16 protein-coding genes are annotated in these 22,535 nt (G+C 61.0%); 5 read left to right on the forward strand and 11 right to left on the reverse strand.

All coding sequences use genetic code 11. The annotated features are described in order from the left end of the window. Positions 1-36: 36 nt before the first annotated feature. Positions 37-1,503, reverse strand: a complete 1,467-nt coding sequence (locus FW789_RS07005) for an FAD-dependent oxidoreductase (protein WP_186697975.1) — start codon at positions 1,501-1,503, stop codon at positions 37-39. 251 nt (positions 1,504-1,754) lie between these two features. Then, complete coding sequence (locus FW789_RS07010; RefSeq protein ID WP_103437386.1) at positions 1,755-3,131, reverse strand: oligosaccharide flippase family protein; 1,377 nt, start codon at positions 3,129-3,131, stop codon at positions 1,755-1,757. 93 nt (positions 3,132-3,224) lie between these two features. Between FW789_RS07010 and FW789_RS07015 the strand changes: the two genes are divergently transcribed. From FW789_RS07015 to galE, 3 genes are all read left to right on the forward strand, one after another. Further along, positions 3,225-4,748, forward strand: coding sequence for an O-antigen ligase family protein (locus FW789_RS07015; RefSeq protein ID WP_446431211.1), 1,524 nt, complete (start codon positions 3,225-3,227; stop codon positions 4,746-4,748). Positions 4,749-4,753: 5 nt separating this feature from the next. Continuing rightward, positions 4,754-7,342: a cellulase family glycosylhydrolase gene (locus FW789_RS07020; RefSeq protein ID WP_446431212.1), complete on the forward strand. Its 2,589-nt coding sequence runs from the start codon at positions 4,754-4,756 to the stop codon at positions 7,340-7,342. Positions 7,343-7,465: 123 nt separating this feature from the next. Next, the gene (gene galE / locus FW789_RS07025; protein WP_446431213.1) at positions 7,466-8,428 is read left to right on the forward strand and encodes a UDP-glucose 4-epimerase GalE; all 963 of its coding nucleotides are present in this window, start codon (positions 7,466-7,468) and stop codon (positions 8,426-8,428) included. 31 nt (positions 8,429-8,459) lie between these two features. Here the strand turns inward: galE and FW789_RS07030 are convergent, their stop codons facing one another. From FW789_RS07030 to FW789_RS07065, 8 genes are all read right to left on the reverse strand, one after another. Next, positions 8,460-9,257 (reverse strand): CpsD/CapB family tyrosine-protein kinase, encoded by a 798-nt coding sequence (locus FW789_RS07030; protein WP_101319595.1) that lies wholly within the window; start codon positions 9,255-9,257, stop codon positions 8,460-8,462. A gap of 11 nt (positions 9,258-9,268) precedes the next feature. Next, positions 9,269-10,834 carry a GumC family protein gene (locus FW789_RS07035; RefSeq protein WP_446431214.1) on the reverse strand — a complete coding sequence of 522 codons (1,566 nt, stop codon included), beginning with the start codon at positions 10,832-10,834 and terminating at the stop codon, positions 9,269-9,271. Positions 10,835-10,854: 20 nt separating this feature from the next. After that, a complete protein-coding gene (locus FW789_RS07040; RefSeq protein ID WP_101319599.1) occupies positions 10,855-11,970 on the reverse strand; it encodes a hypothetical protein in 1,116 nt (371 codons plus the stop codon). Positions 11,971-11,996: 26 nt separating this feature from the next. After that, positions 11,997-12,554, reverse strand: a complete 558-nt coding sequence (locus tag FW789_RS07045) for a polysaccharide biosynthesis/export family protein (RefSeq protein WP_446431215.1) — start codon at positions 12,552-12,554, stop codon at positions 11,997-11,999. Positions 12,555-12,842: 288 nt separating this feature from the next. Then, on the reverse strand, positions 12,843-13,019 hold the full coding sequence (eppA, locus tag FW789_RS07050; protein WP_178080767.1) for an EPS-associated small membrane protein EppA: 177 nt from the start codon (positions 13,017-13,019) through the stop codon (positions 12,843-12,845). A 445-nt stretch (positions 13,020-13,464) separates the two neighbouring features. Next, on the reverse strand, positions 13,465-14,583 hold the full coding sequence (locus FW789_RS07055; RefSeq protein ID WP_103437393.1) for a glycosyltransferase family 61 protein: 1,119 nt from the start codon (positions 14,581-14,583) through the stop codon (positions 13,465-13,467). A gap of 82 nt (positions 14,584-14,665) precedes the next feature. Next, complete coding sequence (locus FW789_RS07060) at positions 14,666-15,820, reverse strand: hypothetical protein (protein ID WP_103438782.1); 1,155 nt, start codon at positions 15,818-15,820, stop codon at positions 14,666-14,668. Between the two features lie 212 nt (positions 15,821-16,032). After that, positions 16,033-18,270: a putative bifunctional diguanylate cyclase/phosphodiesterase gene (locus FW789_RS07065; RefSeq protein ID WP_446431216.1), complete on the reverse strand. Its 2,238-nt coding sequence runs from the start codon at positions 18,268-18,270 to the stop codon at positions 16,033-16,035. A gap of 142 nt (positions 18,271-18,412) precedes the next feature. On the opposite strand from FW789_RS07065, the gene FW789_RS07070 reads away from it, so the two are divergent. Next, positions 18,413-20,032, forward strand: coding sequence for an NADP-dependent glyceraldehyde-3-phosphate dehydrogenase (locus FW789_RS07070; RefSeq protein WP_103437394.1), 1,620 nt, complete (start codon positions 18,413-18,415; stop codon positions 20,030-20,032). An 89-nt stretch (positions 20,033-20,121) separates the two neighbouring features. Beyond that, positions 20,122-21,315 carry a hypothetical protein gene (locus FW789_RS07075; protein WP_207073992.1) on the forward strand — a complete coding sequence of 398 codons (1,194 nt, stop codon included), beginning with the start codon at positions 20,122-20,124 and terminating at the stop codon, positions 21,313-21,315. A gap of 42 nt (positions 21,316-21,357) precedes the next feature. On the opposite strand, the gene yiaY is transcribed toward FW789_RS07075, so the two are convergent. Beyond that, a complete protein-coding gene (yiaY, locus tag FW789_RS07080; RefSeq protein ID WP_150569198.1) occupies positions 21,358-22,506 on the reverse strand; it encodes an L-threonine dehydrogenase in 1,149 nt (382 codons plus the stop codon). Positions 22,507-22,535 lie beyond the last annotated feature (29 nt).

A 22,535-nucleotide genomic window follows, 5' to 3' on the forward strand; every position in this document is an offset into this window, starting at 1 on the left:
CAACCCGTTATCAACCGCAGTGAAGCAACTACTCGTTCAAACAACCGCACCGCTTGCTGCCCGGAGCCTGGCGTTGAGGTGATCGGCCAGGCGCAGGGCAAACTGGATCAGCGGCATGGTCGGGTTGGAGGCGCCGCCCTTGGCGAAAATACTGCTGCCGGCGACATACAGATTGTCAGTCGCGAACACCTTGCAGTCAGCATCCACCACGCCGAACTCAGGCGAAGCGGCCATGCGCGTGGTGCCCATGTGATGCGCATGCGGGGCCATCTTCAGTGGCACGCTGCTCTCGTAAACAAAATCGTTGAGTTTGACGAAGCCCAGGCCCATTTCGGCGAACTGCTTGGCCATCTCGGCGCCGATGCACCTGATGGTATGCCGGTCGTCTGCACTTACCACCCAATTGACATTGACCTTGGCCACGCCCAGCTCATCCTTCTCGTCGAGCAAGGAAATACGGCTTTGCCGGTTGGGGAACTGCTCGATCATGGTGCCGATCACGCCGTCGCCAGGGCAGCTGAACTTGGCGATGAACTCGACTTTGCTGGCCACGCCCATTTCACACGCGAGGTTTTCCAGAAAGTGCTTCACCTCGGCAGTTCTGCCGTAAGTCTGTACATCGGCCAGCACCGCCGTGGAAACATTGCCCTTGCCCGCCTGATACTCGGCAACGAAGGCGTCGGTGGTGTAGTACTGGCGCGATTCGGTGTCCTCTCCGTCCTTGAGGATGAACGTGCCCAGGTCGACGTTCAGGTGCTCCATGAAGCAGCGTCCGACCGGGCCGTCCTTGCTGACCACGCCAGCGGCGCGCAGCGACTCGCTGTTGAGCAACTGCCGGGCGTTCTCGATCGCGCCAGTGGCGAGGATGAAGTGCTTGGCCGGCAATCGCGCGCGCTGGCCGTTGTAGTCGGACACCAGCACCGCCCCGACGCGGCCGGTATCCTGGACGAATTCGATGTCGACGCAGTTGCAGTTGAAGAACACGTCCAGGCCAGGGGTGTCGTTGAGCGCTGCTGCGTATTTTTGCGCAAAGCGCGTGGGCGGGCTGAGCAGAAACCGGTCTGCTTCGAACTCGCCGCCCTTCAGCCCGGCATTCATGGTGTGAAATTCGGCGCCTGCGGGTAGATCGACGATGTCCATGGCCGCAGCCAGGTACTGCTCGATTTCCGCATAGGCGATTGGCCAGCCGGGCATTTCGCCGGGTGGCGCCACAGAGAAGTCCGATGCGGTGAAGGGGCGACAGCGCCCTGCCCAATGATTTGAGGTGCCGCCCAAATAGCGCAGACGGGTTTCTTCAGCGTAAAGCTCAAGGCCGGTCGAGGTGCATTTGTAGAATGCCTGCGACTGCGGGGTGTATTCATGACCGCCCGCTTCGAGCAACACCACCCGCCAACCGCCGGCGGCCAGGCGCAGGGCCAGGGTGATGCCGGCTGGGCCGGCACCGACGATGCACACGTCGTAATCATCGCGCAGCGTTTTGTCTGCCTGATAGTCCTTGATCATGCCGCCCCGTCCCGAAAATAGTCAGCAGGCAATACCCAGCCGTTTATCACCACAAACCCGGCCTTTTTCTCGGCAGGCTTTGCCACCGCGCTCGCACTCACGCCAAACATCGCCCCGCCGATCCCCAACACCACACAACCCCGAAGAAAGCCTCTACGACCGGACAGCCGACTGCAAAATTCAAGCTTCCCCATAATTCCAAGACCTGTGCCCGTGGATTATTGACAGCTTAGTAGCTGGCCCGACAAGCGTCAGAGCCAGGCGAAAAAATGCGTGACCGCAACGCCGAACAATGCCCCGACCGCCAGCATGGGCAGCACCACCAGCTCGCGCTTGAGGCTGAACATGCCCAGCTTGCAGTTGACGCAGACCACCAGGATCAAGGTCGGCAAGGTGTGCAGGGCGACCCCCCAGATCGCGTATTCGACGCCGCCCAGGGCCAGCAACAGCGGTAACAAGGCCCACAGCGAAACCAGCCGGATGATGTTGTCCATGGCCTGATACTTGGTCAGGCCGAGGGCCACCCAGAGCTGATGCGCCATGGTGTAACGCAGGGTGAAGAACGACAACGACAGAATCGCCAGCATCGGGCCGGCTTCGGCATAGCGCTCGTCATACATCCAGCCGATCAGCAACGGGCTGGCAGTCAGCAGTACGCCGCAGGTAAACAGCATGGCCAGGTCGACCAGCAGCTTGAAGCGGTAATACAGGCGCTTGAGCCGCGCCATGTCGCCTTCCCGGACTGCCTCGCTGAACGCGGGCAAGGCCACCGAGCCGCCCAGGCGCAACAGCCCGGTCTGGATCGCGCCCAGAATCAACACTGCAATTGAGTACACCCCCAGTTGCGCCACCGTCATGCTCGCGCCGAACCACATGCGGTCGCCGTACATCGCCAGCACACCGACCATCGACGACAACAGGATCCAGCGGCCGAACACAATCAGCTCCTGCAGTGCGTCGCGGTCCCACTGCAGGCGGTTGCCATGGCCGTGCATCGCGAGGTGGCCAAGCACGGTGCCTGCCAGCGCCGAAATCAACCCGGCCAGTACCAACGACCAAATCGAACGGGTGAAGTAGCCAATCAGCAACATCGCCAGCAATCCGATGAACTGCGACGCCAGTTCGATCAAAACCACGCGCTTCTGTTGGAAAGTTCGCACCGCCACATCTATCTTGGTCGACTGAAAGCCCCAGATGATCGCCGACAGGCCAGTGGCAGCCAGTACCATCGGCAGCTCGGGGGCAGCGTAGGCCGACTCGGCAGGCCACAGGTCAGCCCGCTGGGCATACCAGGCGGCCAGTGCCAACAGCAGGGTCAGACCAAACAGCACGAAACCGCGCACGATCTGCACGGTCCAGGCGGTATTGAGAAACAGCGGATCGTCGCCGCGCGTGCTCTGGATGATGTTTTGCCGCAGACCGACGTCGGACAGCAAATGCAGGAGCATCGAAACCGTACCGGCAATGACCATCACACCGAACATTTCCGGCAACAACAGCCGCGCCATGATCAGGTTGCCGCCCAGCCGCATGCCCTGTGAAGCCAGCAGCGACACCAGGTTCCAGGCTCCGGCCCAGATTGCCCTGGAGCGCAGGCTCACAGCAGCGGACGCTTCAATCGACGGCATGACTTCAATCTCTGACTGAATGGCTAGAAGTCACTATAGTTTCAATTAGCCATGATGCGAATCTCAATAATCCAGGGATAGGTGCCCTAGCCAATGCCAGAACATTTTCGTGCACTGATCGTTATTTTGTTCGTGGCCAGCGTGGTGTTTGTGATGGCGCGCAAACCGGCAGTGGACATCATCCCGGCGGCGGACTTCAAGCGTCGACGCAACCTCTGGTTTGGCCTGACCCTACTGGCGTTCTTTTCCAACAGCTTCTGGCTATATGCCGCCGCCACCGCAGTGATCCTGTATGTGGTGCGGCGCCGTGAACACAATGTGCTGGCACTGTTTTTCATCCTGCTGTTCCTGATCCCGCCGGCGTCGGTGGAAATCCCCGGCTTCGGCGTGGTCAATTACCTGTTCGAGATGAACCACATCCGCCTGCTTTCTCTGTGCCTGCTGCTGCCCACCGCACTGGCCCTGAGCAGACAAGGCGACACCCTCGCCTTCGGCCGCACCCTCCCGGACAAGCTGCTGGCTGCCAGCCTGATTCTGATGGGCCTGCTGTACCTGCGCGAAACCACCCTGACCGATACCTTGCGCCAGAGCTTCTATCTGTACACGGATGTGTTTCTGCCCTACTACGTTGCCAGCCGCGGCCTGAAGCAGATCAGCGACTTCAAGGATGCGCTGCTGGCGTTCGTGCTAGCGGCGTTTCTGCTGTCGTTGATTGCCGTGGCCGAGTTTTCCCGCCACTGGCTGCTATACAACGCGCTGACCGATGCCATGGGCACCCAATGGGGCATGTCCGGCTACCTCAGCCGCGGCGGCTCGCTGCGGGCCAGTGCTACCACCGGCCAGGCGATTGCGCTGGGCTACGTGATCAGCGTGGCGATAGGCCTGTTCCTGTTCCTCAGTAGTTACGTGCGCAGCCGTTTGCAGTGCCTGCTCGGCGCGTTGCTGCTGGCAGCCGGGCTGATCGTGCCGCTGTCGCGTGGGCCGTGGATCGGTGCGGTGATCATTGTCGGCGTATTCATCGCCACCGGGCGCAACGCGGTCAAGCGCCTGAGCCTGCTGGCCATGGCCGGTATTCTGGCGCTGCCGCTGCTGAGCGTGATGCCTGGCGGGGAAAAGGTGCTCGACCTGCTGCCGTTCATTGGCAACCTGGAAAAAGAGAACATCACCTACCGCGAGCGCCTGCTGGACAACTCGTGGATCGTGATCCAGCGCAATCCGCTGTTTGGCTCGTTCGACTTCCGCAATACCCCGGAAATGCAGTCGATGATCCAGGGCGAAGGCATCATCGACATCGTCAATACCTATATCAACCTGGCCCTGCGGGTCGGGTTGGTCGGGCTGACGTTGTTTGTCGGCTTCTTCGTCAGCATCTTGTTCGGCCTGCGCAAGGCGCTGCGCGCCTTCCCCGACCGCAACGAAGAAGGTCGCCTGCTCGGCCGCGCCCTGTTGGCGACGCTGCTCGGCATCCTGGTGATCATCTTCACTGTCAGCAGTATTACCGTGATCCCTGTCGTGTACTGGTCGATTGCCGGGGTAAGCGTGGCTTACATACAGATGGTGCGCCGTGCTCGCCAGGCCGAAGCCGGTAGCGCATTCGCCAGCCTTCAATCCAGGTAATGACAATGACCTCACTGCGTATGCGCCCCCTCATGCGGGCCTCGGCCCTGCTCGCTCTGGTGCTGTTGCCGCTGCCGGCGTGGACGGCAGAGTGGTCAGTCAGCGTCGACCAAAGCAATGGCCTGCCGAGCCTGACCCGTGGCGGCGGCCCGGTCATGGCGTCACGCTTCGACTTCTGGGGCGCGGACTGGAGCTGGACCGGCTTCTACACCGCGCTCAAGGTCAATGCGCCCTATGCGTACAGCCTGATGGGCAAGAGCAAGGACCTCGACTTTGATCTGACCGCGACCATCGCCAAGCCGCAGGCACAGACCCTGAGCTGGGACATCACCCTTGACGCCCACAGCAGGAAAACCGACATCATGGGCGGCGGCGTCGTGTTCAACTTCGACCCCGCGCTGATTGCCGGCGAGATGGGCAAGCCGGTGTTGCTGCCGGGCAATAGTGGCTGGTCGTGGGGCAACGATGCCCAGGGCCGACGCATCGAGATGCGCTTCCAGCCCGCTCTGGCCAGAGTCTTCATGGAGCGCGGCGATCCCAGTGAAATACGTGCCTTTTTCTATGAGGACCCGATTGTGCCCGGTCGCCAGCAGATCAAGGCGACGCTCACGGTCAGCGGCGATATCGACATTGGCCAGACCACGGAAGAACGTTTTGGCCTGGCCGACCCGAACAGTTGGCCGGATGACCAGCTCGACTGGCGCACCGCTCCGGTCGACCTGTCATTTCTCAATGCCGGTGAAAAACCGGCCGGCAAGCGCGGCTTCGTCAAGGCGGACGGCGAGCAGTTGACCTTTGCCGACAACACCCCTGTGCGCTTCTGGGGCACCAATCTGTCTGCCTATGCGCTGTACAACACCCCCGACGACGAGATCAAGCAACAGGCCAAGCGCCTGTCAGCGTTGGGCTTCAACCTGATCCGCCTGCACCATCACGACTCGCCCTGGGTCAGCCCGAATATCTTTGGCGATGTCAGCAAACTGCGCGATACCCAACAGCTCAATGCCGAATCGCTGCGCAAGCTCGACTGGTGGATCAAGTGCCTGAAGGACGAAGGCATCTACGTCTGGCTGGACATGCACGTCGAACGGGTACTGACCATCAACGACCAGGTCAGCGATTTCGCCGAGCTGGCCAAGGGCAAGAACTACATCGACCTCAAAGGCTATGCCTACGTCAACGCCTCGATCCAGCAAGCGATGAAGCGCTTTGCCGAGCAGTACGTCACCCATGTCAACGCCTACACCGGCCTGGCCTACAAGGATGATCCGGCGATTGCTGCGCTGTTACTGACCAATGAAAACGACATCGTCCAGCACTATGGCAACGCGCTGCTGCCGGACAAGGGCGTACCGCGCCACAGTCAGCGCTACATGGAGCTGGCCAAAGCCTTTGCCCAGCGCCACGACTTGCCGGCAGACCGCACCTGGCGTGCCTGGGAACCTGGCCCGTCGAAGCTGTTTCTCAACGACCTCGAGCACCAGTTCAACGTCAGCCTGATCGAGCACCTGCGCGGGCTCGGCGTGAAAGTGCCGATCGTCACCACCAGCAGTTGGGGCGGCAATGGCCTGAGTACGCTACCGGCGCTGACCTCTGGCGATATGATCGATGCCCACAGCTACGGTGCCAGCGGCCAGCTGGAAAAAAACCCGCTGACCAGCGACAACCTTGTTAACTGGCTGGCCGCGGCACAGGTTGCCGGCCTGCCGATGAGCGTAACCGAGTGGAACGCCCAGCCGTTCCCCAGCCCCGATCGTCATTCGCTGCCGTTGTACATTGCCGGCACCGCCAGCCATCAGGGCTGGGACGCGATGATGCAGTACGCCTACAGCCAGCAGGCTTTCATCGCCCAGTGGATCCGCGCCGACAACTGGAACGCCTACAACGACCCAGGACTGATGGCGACCATGCCCGCCGCCGCCCTGCTTTACCGGCGCGGTGACGTGCAGCCTGCGCAGACCCGCTACGTCTTTGCGCCCTCACCCGCCACCCTGTTCAACCGCCTGATCACACCGGCCAACTCGGTCCTGCTGCGCAGCGCAATGGAAAAAGGCCAGTTGCAGATCGCCCTACCGGCCTCCCCCGAGCTGCCCTGGCTACGGCCCAGCCCCATCGCTGCGGGCGCGCAGGTGCTGCAGGACCCGGACCAATCGTTGCTGGCAGCCGATGCCAGCGAGTCCAGCTCTGACACTGGCGAGCTAAAACGCAACTGGCAGCAAGGCGTGTACACCATCGACACCCCGCTGACCCAAGCGGCGACCGGCTGGTTGGGCGGGCGTTCGATGCGCCTGGCCCAGCTAGGGCTCAACCTGCAAACGCCATACGCGAGCGTGGTAGTGCAAAGCCTGGATGGCAAACCGTTCAGCCAATCGCGTGCACTGCTGATCTCGCTGGGCACCCGCGCAGTGCCGCGCCCGGATGACATGACGCCGTTTCACGTCGAGCCGCTGCGAGGGCGCGTCAGTATCAAGGCAGGGCCTGGTTTGAAGCTGTATACCGGAAAACAGCAGCAGTTGCCCGTCAGCTACGAGGACGGGCGCTATGTGATCACTTTCGATGGCCTGCACATGAGTAATTGGCTTTTCTTGAAATAGCCATTTTTGCCACCTACCCTCTCAGAAGTCAGCTTTAGTCCGCGTTTGCTCGACCCGCCTTAGATGCACCTGTTTGACCCACCCAGGATTGGACGGAACAACTACAGATTCCAGGAGATTTGGATGAAGTTTCTGGTTGTCGGCGGCGCAGGCTACATCGGTTCACATATGGTCAAGCACTTGCTGCTGGCGGGGCATCAAGTTGTGGTCGCCGACGTTATGCCGGCCCACAGCGGCGTTGCCTGGGTCAACCTGGACATCGCTGACCGGCCAGCGCTGGATGCGCTGTTTGCCTCTCATCGCTTCGATGCCGTGTTTCACTTCGCCTCGTTCATCCAGGTGGGCGAATCGCTCAGCGACCCCGGCAAGTATTATCAGAACAACGTCGCCGCGACGCTCTGCCTGCTCCAGGCGATGATTCAGGCAGACGTCAGGCAGCTGGTGTTCTCGTCGACCGCCGCAGTGTACGGCGACCCCCAGTATGTGCCGATCGACGAGGCCCATCCAAAGGCGCCGATCAACCCCTACGGACGCACCAAATGGATGGTCGAGCAGATGCTCGAAGACTTTGATCGCGCCTACGGGCTGCGCTCGGTGTGCCTGCGCTACTTCAATGCGGCTGGCGCTGACCCCGATGGCATGCTGGGCGAGAGTCATGAGCCGGAAACTCATCTGATCCCATTGATCCTGCAGGCGGCCTCAGGTCGGCGCCCGGCAGTGACCGTGTTTGGCCGCGACTACAGTACCGCGGATGGCACCTGCATCCGCGACTACATCCACGTCAACGACCTGGCCTCGGCGCACGCCTTGGCGATCGACTACCTGCAGGCCGGTGGCGCCAGTACAGCCTTCAACCTGGGCAATGGCGAGGGCTTTTCCGTGGAGCAGGTGATAGCTGCCGCTCGCAGTGTCACGGGGCGGTCAATCAATGTCATCGAGGCAGGACGCCGCGCCGGCGACCCGCCGAGCCTGGTGGCCGACGCGAGTAAAGCTCGGCAGATCCTCGGCTGGCACACCCAGTACGCACTGCTTGAGGACATCCTTGGCCATGCCTGGAAGTGGGAGCAGCAATACCCCTGGCGCTAAACACCAAGGGTTGGTCAGGGTTGAACACTACTCAGTAGTAAGAGCGGGTCTGCGCTTCGGCCTTGTTTAGCACGGCACCAATCAGGTTGGCGGTGGCCAAGTGGTACAGGCAGTCTTCGATTTCCTTTTTGCTGTTGTTGCCGTTGGCGACCACCAGCAGCACGCAGTCGAACTTGGGCAGCACGGTGATTGCATCGTCGGAGCTGAGCAACGGCGGCAGGTCGAAGATGCAGATGCGTGATTCATAACGCTCGCGCAGGTCATGGATCAGGTTGTTGACCTTGGGCGAGGACAGCACCTCGGTGGACAATGGCACCGGCTCACGGGTTGGCAGCACGACAAAGCGCGGCAGGGTCGGGTTAACCAGCACCTCCTCCAGCCCAGCCTGATTGTTCAGGTATTCGTTGAGCGCCTTGCCCATCGGCAAGCCCAGGCTGCTGCCGACCCGCGGCCGGCGCAGGTCGAAATCAACCAGCAGCGCAGTCTTGGTGGTGTGGTGGGCGATGCTCATGGCCAGGTTGATGGCCAGCACGGTCTTGCCGGCCTCAGGCGTTGGCGAAGTGATCGCCAAGGTCCGCCAGCCGTTCTCTTCCATGGTTTGCAGTACTTGCGTGCGCAACAGGTCGAAGGCCCAACTCATGTTCGAGTTCTTGTTGTAAGCGACGATTCGATGCCGCTCCAGGTGCTCCGCGCGCAGCGGCACCACTGTGGTGTTGACGTAATCGAACTGGCCCAAGGCCTCGGGCTGCTGCAGCACCGGTGCTGGTTGCGCGGCACTCGCTGTTACAGGATGAAGGTTGCTTCCAGTAGCCGGCGTACGTCTGTCCATCGCTGCTTTCCCTATTCAAACCGAGCCATAGCTTTATAAAGCAGAAGGTCCAATGGCATGTAGAACAGGTGGACCATGAGTAACATGATAGCCACCAGTGCCAGTGCAGCAAGCACCGCCAGTACTCGCCAGCGCCTGCGTTTGGCCAGTTCAGCCTGGGTGGCGATGAACGGCACCGCAACCAGTACCCGCTTGCCGACCACGCTTTCCAGTGCGCCAACACCGCGCACGCGCTGGTTGAGCATTTCCATCAGCATCACCAGTGCCGCGCCGCCAGCCGGTGCCAGTACCGCGCCGAGGGCGACGATCTTCTTGCGATTGGGCTTGACTGGTTTTTCCGGCAACAGCGGCGGCTCGAGCAGGACAAAGCGCTCGGCCTTGTTTTCCTGCTCCAGGCTTTCGGTGATTTTTGCGCCCATTTCCTTGGCGCGGATTTCCTCGTACTTCTTGCGTGCGTTGTCGTGGTCGCGCATCAACGTGACCAGGCCGCGTTCGACCTGTGGCGCCTCGAGAATCTCCGCCTCGTAGCCTTCGATCTTGGCCGAGAGCTGACGCTTTTGCTCAACCAACGAGGCGATGCGCTGTTGCGCGGCGCCGATTTTGGTACGGGCGCGGGCAACCTCGAGGCTGACGCCCGAAGACGCTTTAGGACCGCCACCTGCCGCCTGCAGCGCGTCGATCTTGCGTTTGACGGCAATCACATCGGGGTGGGCTTCGGTGTAGGTGGTCAACAGGCGAGCGTATTCAGCCTTGAGGCTGGGCAGATCCTGCGGCAAGTCAGCTGCACCGCCGCGGCTGCCATCGGCTTTGCTGGTGACACCGGCGTTGGCGGCTGAGAGCTCGACTTCAAGGTAGCGCAGCTCTTCCTGAGCGGCCTTGTAGTCACGATCAATCTCGCGGAATTCAAGCTCGGCGCGGGACAACATGCTCATGCGCAACGCCTGGTTCTCGGGCAAGGTGTTGGCGTGTGCCTGTTTGAAGTCAGCCAGCTGATTTTCCAGGGTGGCCAGTTCAGCGCCCAGCTTGTTTGCCTCCTGGGTAAGGAATTCGGTAGTTTCAGTGGCGCGCTCGGTGCGCTGCTTGACGTTTTCATTGAGGAACAGCGTGACCAGCTCGTTGGCGACTTCCTGAGCCACCTCGGGACGCTTGTGCTCGAAGGACACGTTGAAGGCTACAGTGGTTTCACCGCGGCCTTTGACGAAGGTGCTAAGGGTGTTGACCACGATCGTGTTGCGCATCTGATCGATCTTGTCCGAATCGCTGAACTGGCGGCCCTTGTCGGCAAACAACTGGTACTTGTCGATGATCCGCAGCAGATTGTCGCGGGTCATCACTCGCTGGCGAATCACCTCGATGCGCTCATCGGCGAAGCTACTGTTGTTGGCCGAGACCAGTTCGGGCGAGATCTGCTGCGACTCGACCAGAATGGTGCCGGTCGACTGATACAACGGTGGCACGCTCAGCGCGACCGCCACGCTGATGGCCAGAATGACCACGATGGTCACCCCGAGCAGCAGCGCACGGTCCTTGATGATGGCGATGTAATCCTTGAGGGACAGCTCATATTCAGACTTCATAGTGGCCACCAGGCTGAACGTCAGAGATCGGGGATTCGGTAAGTGAGGGTCAGGCCGACAATGGTGCCAACGGCGTCACCCAGGTCGTTCTGCTTGCGCTCGCGGTGCATCAAAGACAAGCGCACGTCCCAGAACTGCGAAAGCTCCCGGCTGGCCCACACGCCGTAGGTCTGCAAGGTATTCGGGGTCTGGCCCTTGCTGTCTTGCCAGGCCGCGTCGACGCCGACCCGAGTCAGCTCATCGACGGCATAACTCCAGCTACCGCGCACGGCGTCGACTTCGGCAAAGCCGCCCTCGGCACTGGCCACCGTGCTGCGTTCGGCAGTCAACGTGGCGTCGTGCCGTTCGCCGTTGTAGCGCAGCGATGCACCGCCTTCCCCGCGGCGCCCGCCGCCATCACCAGAGACCTGGTTGACGCCTACCCGCAGGGTGCCCTCGAGCCGCTCGGAGAACTGGTACTTGACCCCGACCACCGGCGCGTAGCTGTTGGAGGCGCTGGCGGTGGTATCATCGTCAGGCTCGTAGCGTCTGGCGGTGATGCCGGTGAAGAACTGGGTCTGCGCACTCCAGGCGTAGGTCAGGGTCAGTTCGCTGGCCAGTTCGTCGTAGCCGGTAAGCGTGTTGATGTCGTAGCGGGCCCGGTTGTAGGTAGTTTCGTTTTCCAAGGTAGTCCGCTCGGTCAGCGCGCGGTTCCAGTTGCCGATCAGCGAATACAGCTTCTGGGTGCCGTCAGTGGTGACCACACCGGTTTCAAGCACTGTGCCGGAAAGTGTCGAGCTTTCGCTGTACAGGCCGCGCAAGCCAAAACCACCGGTTTCGGTCTCACGCTGCCAGCCAATACTCAGATTAGGGTCTTCGCGGTCATCGACCACCGACTTGTCGGATGAGCGCAGCACCGTCAGGCCCAGGCCGAAGCGCAGCTCATCGCGATCGTATTTGCCGACCAGGCTGTAATTGGGCGCAATGATGGTGCGCACCACGCTTTGCTCCTGGGAGCTGAGCAATAACGGGTTGCTGTCGTATTCGACAGTGCTGGGCAATGTTGCCGAAGACTGCCAGACGGCAGCGTGGACCGAGGCCGAGTACGGCAACATGCAGATTGCCGTTACAACACCTGTTGCGCGAAGCAGCGGCACGGTCGATTTTGCGCTAACCAGCCCGTTCAAGGGACGACCAGCGTGTCGCCAGCCTGAAGTTGGATATTGGTGGACAGATCACGCCCCGAAACCAAATCCTTGTAACGCACGGGCAAGACCCGCTCGGTATTACCGATACGGCGGATCACCTTGATCGCGTTTTCATCGGCGAATTTGTCCAGGCCGCCGGACATGCTCAAGGCCTGCAGCACCGCTGTCGGCCCAGACATCTGTACCGGGCCAGGCTTCATCACCTTGCCTTGCACATAGACCAGGTTGCCGTTGACCTCAGTTACCACAACGCTGACGTTTGGGTCTGGCATGTACTTTTCGAGTTGGCGGGCGACACGGCTTGCCGCCGTGGTGACATCCAACCCAGCGACATCAACCCGGCCTGCCAGCGGGAAAGTGATGCTGCCGTCGGGCAGCACTTTGGTTTCCTGGCGCAGGCTGTTATCGCCCCACACCGAAACAGTGACCTTGTCGCCCGGACTTAGCAGATAAGGCGAACTCTTTTCATCGGCACTGACCGTACTGGACCAGACCGCAAGCACGCAGACCAGTGAACCTAACAAACGCACCATGGGGTCCCTCCGGCCAGGCGGCCGTCAAAAGAGCACTGAATGAGAACTACGCACAACCTCTCGCTCTACTGCAAAGCTGCATTGCCACCGCTGCAGCGGCTCAGCGGTGCTTTACGGTTTGCCGCCATGCCCTGTCAATCACCCGGCGTTAGCGCTACTGGCATCTGGAATATAGCTAGGCTTTGAGAATTGACAAGCCGCTCCTAGCCAACCCTGCTGCGCTATCTTGATCGATCAGACCTAGCGCCCACCCACACAATTGAAAACCAGGCAAACGCTTGAAGCCGATCAGATTTTTCTTCTATTGGCGACGGCGACAAAACCCACAACTGCAAACGCAAACAACCATGCCGCTGTCGTCAGCGGGATGACACTGTTCTGGCTTACATATGAATCAGCGGCACGGGCAGCACCGCTTAACAGCACCAGCAGGAAAATCGATTTGATAAACAGGGTCGAACGCATAATCCCCTCCAGAAAGAGGACAAACAGATGAGTTGGGTGCAGATCGCATGAGGTGTTGAAATGAGCTTATGGGCACAATGATATTACGTCAATGATCCGACACCATAATAAAACTCAATCGGGGGGCACTGTTTTCGTCAAAAACACGACAACTGAAATATGCTGTTTTAGCAAATCAGATAACAACGGTTAAAAGCGCCTATATTCGCTAATCTTCACGGTACAAGCGGGTACTAATGCCTGCTGAAACGCGAACATTTCGCGTCAACGGACCATTGAGCAGGCGCAAATCAGATTTTAATTGGTTAGCAAACGCGGTGCGGTTATTCCGCTTGGCGATATATATCCTCGGCAGGTGTTTCATAAACGAGAAGGCAATCTAATCAATTGCATTTAACACGTGCCAACTAGGCATCCACTTGCACAGTTGCCAGGCAATTGGGTATTAGCCTGCTGGCAGCAGATCCAGAGTTCGGTCGAGTTCATCCCTATCGATAATAAAGCCGTCACCTTCTGGCTGACCGACGACGAACGCGAAATGTTGCCCATCGCGATCAGCCAAGTATTTGTAATAACTGACAAAACGGTTGGGCGGTTGCAGGGTCAGAATGGTCCCGCCCTCTCGCAATACGTTGACGCCATGGACCAGCTGGCTGCCTTCGACACCCGCAACAATCCTGGCACCCGCACATGCCGCCACAATGGTGGGCACATCGTTGCGCAGCGGGTCGATGACGCGAAAGCCATACTGCGTGCGCAGGTGCTCGGCAATCGCCAGTTCGTTGCGCAGCAGGCGCAGCTCGCCAGCGCCGCCGCGCAGCAAGAACACACCTGGATGCGGCGCGTGGCTGACATGGGATAGCAACTTGTCGCCCATGGCGCGATAGCGCGCATGCCGGCTGCGGTTGTGGCTCTGGTCATCGAATAGGACCAACTCGCGGAAGAAGGCCGTGTGCAGGCGCAGCGGGTTCATCCCCAGCCAGGCTTCATAGGGCGGCGCCTGAGTGAACAGCGGTAAGCGTGCTGAGGGCGCAGTCGTTACCGGCACTCCCTCATCGCATGCCAGCGCATAGGTCACGCAGTCTTCCATCAGCCAGGTGCCAAACCACGAATTGCCATTCTGCGTGCAGTAGATCGCTGCGCGCTCGATCTCGTGCTCCACCGCGATCCCGGGAAGCGTCCGCGGCTTGGCCGACAGCCATAGGCTGGCGTTGTCCTTGTACAGAACGCCATCAATAAGCCAGACATCCTTGAGCAAATAGCCCCGGGTGGGGCCATGATCGACCTGGATGCCGCCGGCCATGGTCGGGCCGGGATGCACATAGGGGAAAAAACGCGCCTCCCAGCCGGTTACCCGCTGCATTTGATCAGGCAGGTAAATTGCCGGTGGCGTGATAGTGCGCTCACCCGGTGCGATGTCCCAGCTCTTTACCGCAAGGCTCTGCAGGGATCTGGCAGCTGACCGCGCCAACTTTTGCCGGGCAATGTTCCGATATGCGGCAAGCGTCCAGGTGTGCTGGCGCGAGGCTGGCTGGCCACTGAAATTCGAGATATTGCTTGGCATAAAGCCTCCTCCCACAGGACGGGTTCAACACAGGTCGGTTCAACACAGGGGCGGCGCGCCAATTCGTCCTGACTAGCGGCCGCTAGGTGGACACAACCCGCTCCATCGTGGGGGGCGATTGCAAGCTGGCATAGCGGCTGCGCAGGGTCTGCAAAAACCCTTCGCCGTGGCCGTGGCCGCCGTACAGGTAGATCTTGTGCAGCCCGCCGAACACCATCTCGTGGTAGCGGCTGGCGACCTCGTCATCACTGGGCCCGTCGGGCAGCCCCAGGTGCAGCGTCAATTTGTTGCCCTCGACCGCGAACAGGGGCGTATCCCAGAGAAACTGTGCGGCTCCCGTCTTGGGCAAGCGCACAAACATATAGGCATGGTTACCCAGCGAATCGACATCCCCGCCCCGCCGCCGCTTCCACTTGAGCAAGCCATCATCCGGACGCGCCAGGCACAAGCCAATGTCGTAATAGTCATAACCATTGGCCAAGGCCCACTCGAGGGCCATGTAGGTGGTAATGGAATTGACCTCACGCAGCTTCTTGGCATCGCTGAATATCGCTTCGCAGTAACCAAAGCGCAGGGTGCTCCAGTAGCGCTTGCCACCGCGGGTGATCTCGCAGCCGAGGTGACAGGCGACCACTTCATCGCCCAGCGTGATCAGGTCCAGACGGCCAACACCCTTGGCGATGCGAAACACCTCTTCAGTGGCGAACTGGGCAGCATGAATACCCTGGCGAGCGGTGGCGTACGGACGCAACAGCTCACGGTCAGCCATGGCGATCTCAGCGTCATCGAGCGTCTGGCGCATCTGGTACAGCGGCCGGTGCTTGCGAATGCTGCGGCGCAGTTCGCTGTCGTAGCGGGCGGTGATGTCTTCCAGGGGACGACCCAGCGGCACCACGGCGCTGAGATAATGCGGCACCGACAACGCGCCGCTGGTGGGCATTTCGCTGATCACCACGGTTTGATCGGCGCCACCTGACGGCGCCACCGCGTAAGTTTCGGCGACCGCGGCCTGGCCCTTGCCGGCGATCAACAACTTGGCCATTTCGCGCTGCTGCTTTCTGCCGATGTAGAGGATCTGATAAGGGCTCTCTTGCTTGAGCCGAAAGCGGCTGACTTCCCAGCGCCAGACACAGGCACGACTGAGCACATCACGTAACCGATTTGAGACATGCCGCATCTCGTAGCGCATCGAGGGAGAGATGAATTTTCGAGCAACTGCCTGCAGGTTCTCTTTCATGTCTTCTTCAATGTCCTTGGCAAAAGCCATCCAGGCAAAACGCAGGGTCATCATCAACGCGCAGGAAGACGCGCTTAACTTATTGAAAGTTAATGCAATAGCTGTATGACTTCGCACTCATAATTGGTAACAATTAAAGATGCAAGGTAGCCCCTTTGCAAGCGGCATTTTGACAGCATGGCGCATGCTCTTATGGCGTCAAATTTTATCTTTCAGGTTGTGCTGACTGGGCTGCGTTGACGCGCTGCCAACCACGTCTGCAGGGCGGCTGCGGGCATCGGCCGCGCCATCAGATACCCTTGCCCCTGATCGCAACCTGCATTGCGCAGGAAGTCGTACTGCGCCTGAGTTTCGATCCCTTCACCGGTGATCCGGAAACCCAAGGCATGGCCCAGGTCGATAATTGCCCGGGCAACGGCTACCGCGTCATCATCGTCAGGCAGGTCCTTGATGAACGCACGATCGATCTTCAGGTGATCGATGGGCAGCGAGCGCAGATAGGCCAGCGATGAATAGCCGGTACCGAAGTCATCGACTGCAGTCGCTACGCCCATTGCCTGCAGTTGCGCGAGCACGGAGCAGGCCTGTTGTTGGCTCTCCATCAACAGGCTTTCGGTAATTTCCACTTCCAGCAACTGTGCTGGCAGTCCATGACTGGCCAAAGCGCCGGCCAGGCTGCTGACGTAATCACTGCGCTCGATCTGCAGCGCCGCAACGTTGATGGCCAGCGGTCCGGGCAAACAGTCTGTGTTGCGCCAGCTGGCCAACTGCGCGCAGGCCAGTTCCAGCACGCGCTCGCCCAGCGGGATGATCAAACCGGTCTGCTCGGCCAAAGGCACGAACTCGCCCGGCGCAACCAGACCATGCACCGGATCACGCCAGCGCAGCAGCGCTTCGACGCCTTCTACCCGGCCGCTGAACAGATCGATCTTGGGCTGATACCACAACTCGAATTCATTGTGCTGCAAGGCGCGGCGCAGGTTGCGCTCCATCTCCAGACGCTGCTGCAGGCGTGCAGTCATGTCCGGATGGTAAGGGCGCCAGGCATTGCGGCCGTTTTCCTTGGCGACGTACATCGCGGTGTCGGCGTGACGCAGCAGGCTGTCGACATCATTGCCCTGCTGCGGGCACCAGGCCAGGCCGATGCTGCCGGTGACCAGCGCCGCGTTGCCATTGAGATCGAAGGGCCGCTGCAACGCTCGCAGGATCCCCTGCACCTGCTGGCTGACCTGGCTCTGGCTGCCCTGCAGCATGAACACGAACTCATCACCGCCCATGCGGCAAAGTCGATCGCCTTTGTTCAGCTCTTGCAGAAACCGCGCCGTTGCCTGTTGCAACAACAGGTCGCCCATCGCGTGGCCGAGGCTGTCGTTGACCTGCTTGAAGCCGTCGATGTCCAGCATCAATACGGCCAGGCCATGGCCTTGATTGATGGCAGCGGCCAACTGCTGCTGGAACAACACTCGGTTGGGCAGCCCGGTAATGGTGTCGTAGTGGGCCAGCCGCTCTAGCTGCGCCTGCGACTCGCGCAGCTCGCGGTTACGCCGTTGCAGCAGACGGCGGCTACGGTTGAGCTGAGCAACGAACAAGCTGAACAAGCCGGTAAAACTAAGGGCGAACAGGAACAGCGGCGAAGTGACCAAGGCCAGCGCAGGCCAACCTTCGCGAGGTTCGGCGACCAATTGCCAACGGCCACCCGGCACCTCGACGGTCTGCGTCAGCAGCGGCTCTTTGAACAGCCCGGCATTGCCCCAGATCATGCCGCCTTCGGCACCTTTACCGTCGCTGCCGCGCACGGCCAGGTCAATCGGCAGCTCCGGGCCGATACCGGCGGCCTGCAGCAAACGCTCGATATCAGCAACGGTAGAGACATTGCCCCAGTAGAATTTGACCCCACGCTTGCCGTTGACGAACACCGGGCGCCGGTAAATCAGCGCTTCACCGCCCTGCTGGAGCTTGACCGGGCCGGCCAGTACAGACTGTTGCCGTTGCCGGGCGAGCTCAAGCATGGCGTATTGGTCAGGCAGGGTATGGTAGTCCAGGCCAATGACGGACAGATTGCCCCCACGTGGGTGCACGTCGTTGATCACATCGTCTGGCGCCAAGGCTACATGGCGCATGTACGGCACCGAGGCCAGCGCCTCACGCGCCATGCCGCGAAAGTGCTCGGCGCTGATCACGCCATCGGCCGTGATCAGCTGGGCGATGCCCTCGGTCTCGCCAAACGCAGCGCGCAACTGCGCCTCGAGAGCGACCCTCACCCCCGATAATTGTGTAGCCACATGCGCCACCTGCTCGAGCTGCTGGCGCTGCATGTCCATGCGGCCCAGCACAACTGACAGACCAATACCGATCAAGGCAAAGCCTACCGGCAACAGGCGGTTGATACCGCGCCGCACCGGGTTGGCGGCGGGCGCTAAGGGATCTTGGTCGAGGAAAGCACTGATCATGAATGCGCGGTCGCAGGTCGATTGATTGTGTATCGGCGCAGGTTGGGCAATGTTGAGCCAGACTGGTGTTTTTCCTCGTGCGGGCGCATGCTCGAAGAGCTGAAGCGTTTCACCCATACACTAATCGTGAGGTGCAGTATTCATGGACAGTCTGCTCGATTCGTTGTTTCCAACCGCCGATGACATCCCCGAGGCCTGGCGCCTCGGGCCACCGCTGGAACAACGCGATTATCTGGTCAATGGCGAACTGCGCCAGTGGCCTGGCCCGCTGGCCACCGTGCGCAGCCCGATCTGGCTCAAGCATGGCGATCAAGAGCAGCAAGTCATCCTCGGCAGCGCACCGTTGCTGGACGCCGACACTGCACTGACGGCGCTGGACGCTGCAGTCCACGCTTACGATAAAGGCCGCGGTGCCTGGCCGACCATGCGTGTGGCCGAGCGGATCGAGCACGTGCAGGCGTTCCTTGACCGGATGCGCGAGCAACGCACGGCGGTGGTCAAGCTGCTGATGTGGGAAATCGGCAAGAACCTCAAGGATTCCGAAAAGGAGTTCGACCGCACCTGCGATTACATCGTCGATACCATCAATGCCCTGAAAGACCTTGACCGACGCTCCAGCCGCTTCGAGCTCGAGCAAGGCACGCTCGGCCAGATCCGTCGCGCGCCGCTGGGCGTAGCGTTGTGCATGGGGCCCTACAACTACCCGTTGAACGAAACCTTCACCACGCTGATTCCGGCGTTGATCATGGGCAACACCGTGGTGTTCAAACCGGCCAAGTTCGGCGTACTTCTGATCAGGCCGCTGTTGGAAGCGTTCCGCGACAGCTTCCCGCCGGGGGTGATCAACGTGATCTACGGCCGCGGGCGAGAAACCGTCAGCGCGTTGATGGCCAGCGGCAAGGTCGATGTGTTCGCCTTTATCGGTACGCACAAGGCCGCCAGCGACCTGAAAAAACTCCACCCGCGCCCGCACCGCCTGCGCGCAGCGTTGGGCCTGGATGCAAAGAACCCAGGCATCGTGCTGCCCCAGGTCGACCTCGACAATGCAGTCGACGAAGCCGTCACCGGCGCGTTGTCGTTCAACGGCCAGCGTTGCACCGCGTTGAAGATCCTGTTCGTGCACGAGGATGTGGTCGACGCGTTCCTCGACAAGTTCCAGCGTAAGCTGGCTGCCCTCAAGCCTGGCATGCCGTGGGCCCCGGGTGTGGCGCTGACGCCGCTGCCCGAGCAAGGCAAGGTCGACTACCTCAACGGCCTGGTTGCCGATGCCACTGGCAAAGGTGCACGGGTGCTCAATGAAGGCGGTGGACAGAGCCGCGGTTCGTTCTTCTTCCCTGCCCTGCTTTACCCGGTCAGCGCCGACATGCGCGTCTATCACGAAGAGCAGTTTGGCCCGGTTGTACCGGTGGTGCCGTACCGCGACCTGGAGACGGTGATCGAGTACGTGCTCGACTCCGACTACGGTCAACAGCTCAGCCTGTTCGGCAATGACCCGGCCACCATTGGCAGCCTGGTCGATACCTTCGCCAATCAGGTTGGCCGGATCAACCTCAATGCGCAGTGCCAGCGCGGGCCGGACACCTACCCGTTCAACGGGCGCAAGAATAGCGCCGAGGGCACCTTGTCGGTGCACGACGCACTGCGGGTATTCTCGATTCGTACCTTGGTAGCCACCAAGTTCCAGGAGGCCAACAAGGAGCTGATCAGCGAGATCATCCGTAATCGTCAGTCGAGCTTCCTGACCACTGATTACATCTTCTAGCCGCCTGCAAGGGATCGGCCTCCAGCTTCAAGTTGAAAGCAGCCGCGCTTTGCTTGAAGCTTGGGGCTTGTAGCTGGGAGCTGCTCTACATGCGAATTATCGAAAAAAACGCCAGCCTGGTGCGAAGCCTGACCCTGGCCGAGGAAGAACTGCTGGCAGGCTTTGCTGCCGGCAGCCTGACCGGGCCGGCTGTGCTGCAGGCCAACCAGATGCTGATGAAGGTGCGCAGCGCCAACCAGTGGCTGGCCTGCGACTGTCGCAAAGACGCCTTGCCGGTGCTTAACATTGCCCTCAATGGCGATACTGGCAGGCTGGTCCTGCGCAATAATCCGGACACCCCCGAACATACCCCTGGCTGCCCGTTCAGCAAGGATGAGCGCGAGGCTGAACAGAGCCGCCAGGAGAGCACGCCGCCGCCCGCGTGGCTTGCGCCAGACACGCCGCTGGGCCTGATTGGCGATTTCCGCAAGGCCAGCGAACAAGGCCCCGCCGGCCCGGTCAACGAGGCTGCCGAACGCCGGGCACAACAGCACCTGCTGTCGCTGCTGCTGACCTGGATCGAAATCAGCGGCCTCAACGTCTATGCCAGCCACCTGAAAAAGGACCTCACCGCGCAGTTCGCCGAGCTGCGCAGCGTGGCCAGCCGTTACCCATTGCTCGAGCGCGTGCCGGCCAGCAACTACCTGGAAACGCGGCTGGACATGAAGCACATGATGATGCTCAAAGCACGCCTGCGTGAGGCGACGGTGTTCGGCAATCACCGTCGGCATGGCTTGCTGCTCGACTGCGTCGATCAGATCAAGGGGCGCAAGCTGTTCAATGCCCGCAGTGAGGATGGCTTCGACTTCCAGGGCCATCATCTGTACTGGGGTGGCAACCGCACCAGCGGTCCGCTGCTGGCCCTGGCGCTGTACTCGCCGGCCACTGCCGGGAGCAACTTCTATGAATTGATCCACGTTGCCAGCGTGCCTGTGCTGTCACGCGCGCATCTGTTCCCGGTGTACCGCGACGAAGAACGCGAACCGCTCAAGGCGTTGGTGTCGCTGATCGACTGGATGGCCAGCAAAGGCGTCAAGGTGCTGATGCGCCGGCCGGTGATTGGTGGTCAGGTGATGGATGAGCTGGTGCTGACCTCGGATCAGGACCGGGTGTTGTCGGTGTCACTGCTGGAACAGCCGGTCGGGCCGGAGCCCGACACCGAGCACTTCAAGCGTTACGCCGACTTCAAAAGCCTGGAGACCTTCCGCAAGTTTGTCGCCGGGTTTTTCATGCGCGAGCGCTGAAGCGGCCTGGCCCCGCGTGTGGCCAGGCCGCGCTGGAACGGCTCAGAACGCCGCGCGGAAGATTGCTTCGATTTCCGCCTGGCTGGCGGTGCGTGGATTGGTCACGCCGCAGGCGTCCTTCAACGCATTTTCAGCCAGCAGCGGCACGTCCTGCATACGCGCGCCGAGTTCTGCCAGGCCTGCAGGAATGCCAACCGCCACGGCCAGGTGCTCGATCGCCGAAATCGCCGCGCCAGCGCCTTGCTCTGCATCCAGCCCACACACCTTGATCCCCATCGCCTTGGCGACGTCGCGCAAACGCGGCGAGCTGACCTTGGCGTTGAAGCGCTGCACGTGCGGCAGCAGCACCGCATTGCACACGCCATGGGGCAAGTCATACAAGCCGCCGAGTTGGTGAGCCATGGCATGCACGAACCCCAGCGACGCATTGTTGAAGGCCATGCCTGCCAGGAACTGCGCGTAGGCCATGTTTTCCCGCGCCTGCAGGTCGCTGCCATCGGCCACGGCCTGACGCAGGTTGTCGCTGATCAGGCTGATGGCTTTTAGCGCGCAGGCGTCGGTAATCGGCGTGGCAGCGGTGGAAACGTAGGCTTCGATGGCGTGAGTCAGGGCATCCATGCCGGTGGCTGCAGTCAGGCCCTTGGGCATGGCAACCATCAGCGCCGGGTCGTTGACCGAGAGGATCGGCGTCACGTTGCGGTCGACAATGGCCATTTTCACATGGCGGGCTTCGTCGGTGATGATGCAGAAACGGGTCATTTCGCTGGCGGTGCCAGCGGTGGTGTTGATCGCAATCAGCGGCAGTTGCGGCTTGGTTGAGCGGTCAACCCCTTCGTAGTCACTGATCCGCCCACCATTGGTAGCGCACAGGGCGATGCCCTTGGCACAGTCGTGCGGCGACCCGCCGCCCAGCGAGACGATGCAGTCGCAGTGTTCACGTTGCAACACGGCCAGGCCTGCTTCGACGTTGGCAATGGTTGGGTTGGGCCGCGCGCCGTCAAACACCACGGCATCGATATCGCGCATGGCGAGCAGGCCGGCAATGCGCTCGGCAACGCCAGCCCGGGCCAGGCCCTGGTCGGTGACGATCAATGCCTTGCGCAGGCCGTAGCCAGCGATGGCAGTCATCGCTTCGTCCAGGCAATCAATGCCCATGATGTTCACGGCTGGGATGAAAAAGGTGCTGCTCATGGGGGCGGATCCTCAAGGTCTGTCTACCT

Source organism: Pseudomonas sp. 1121_17, from assembly GCF_052850745.1.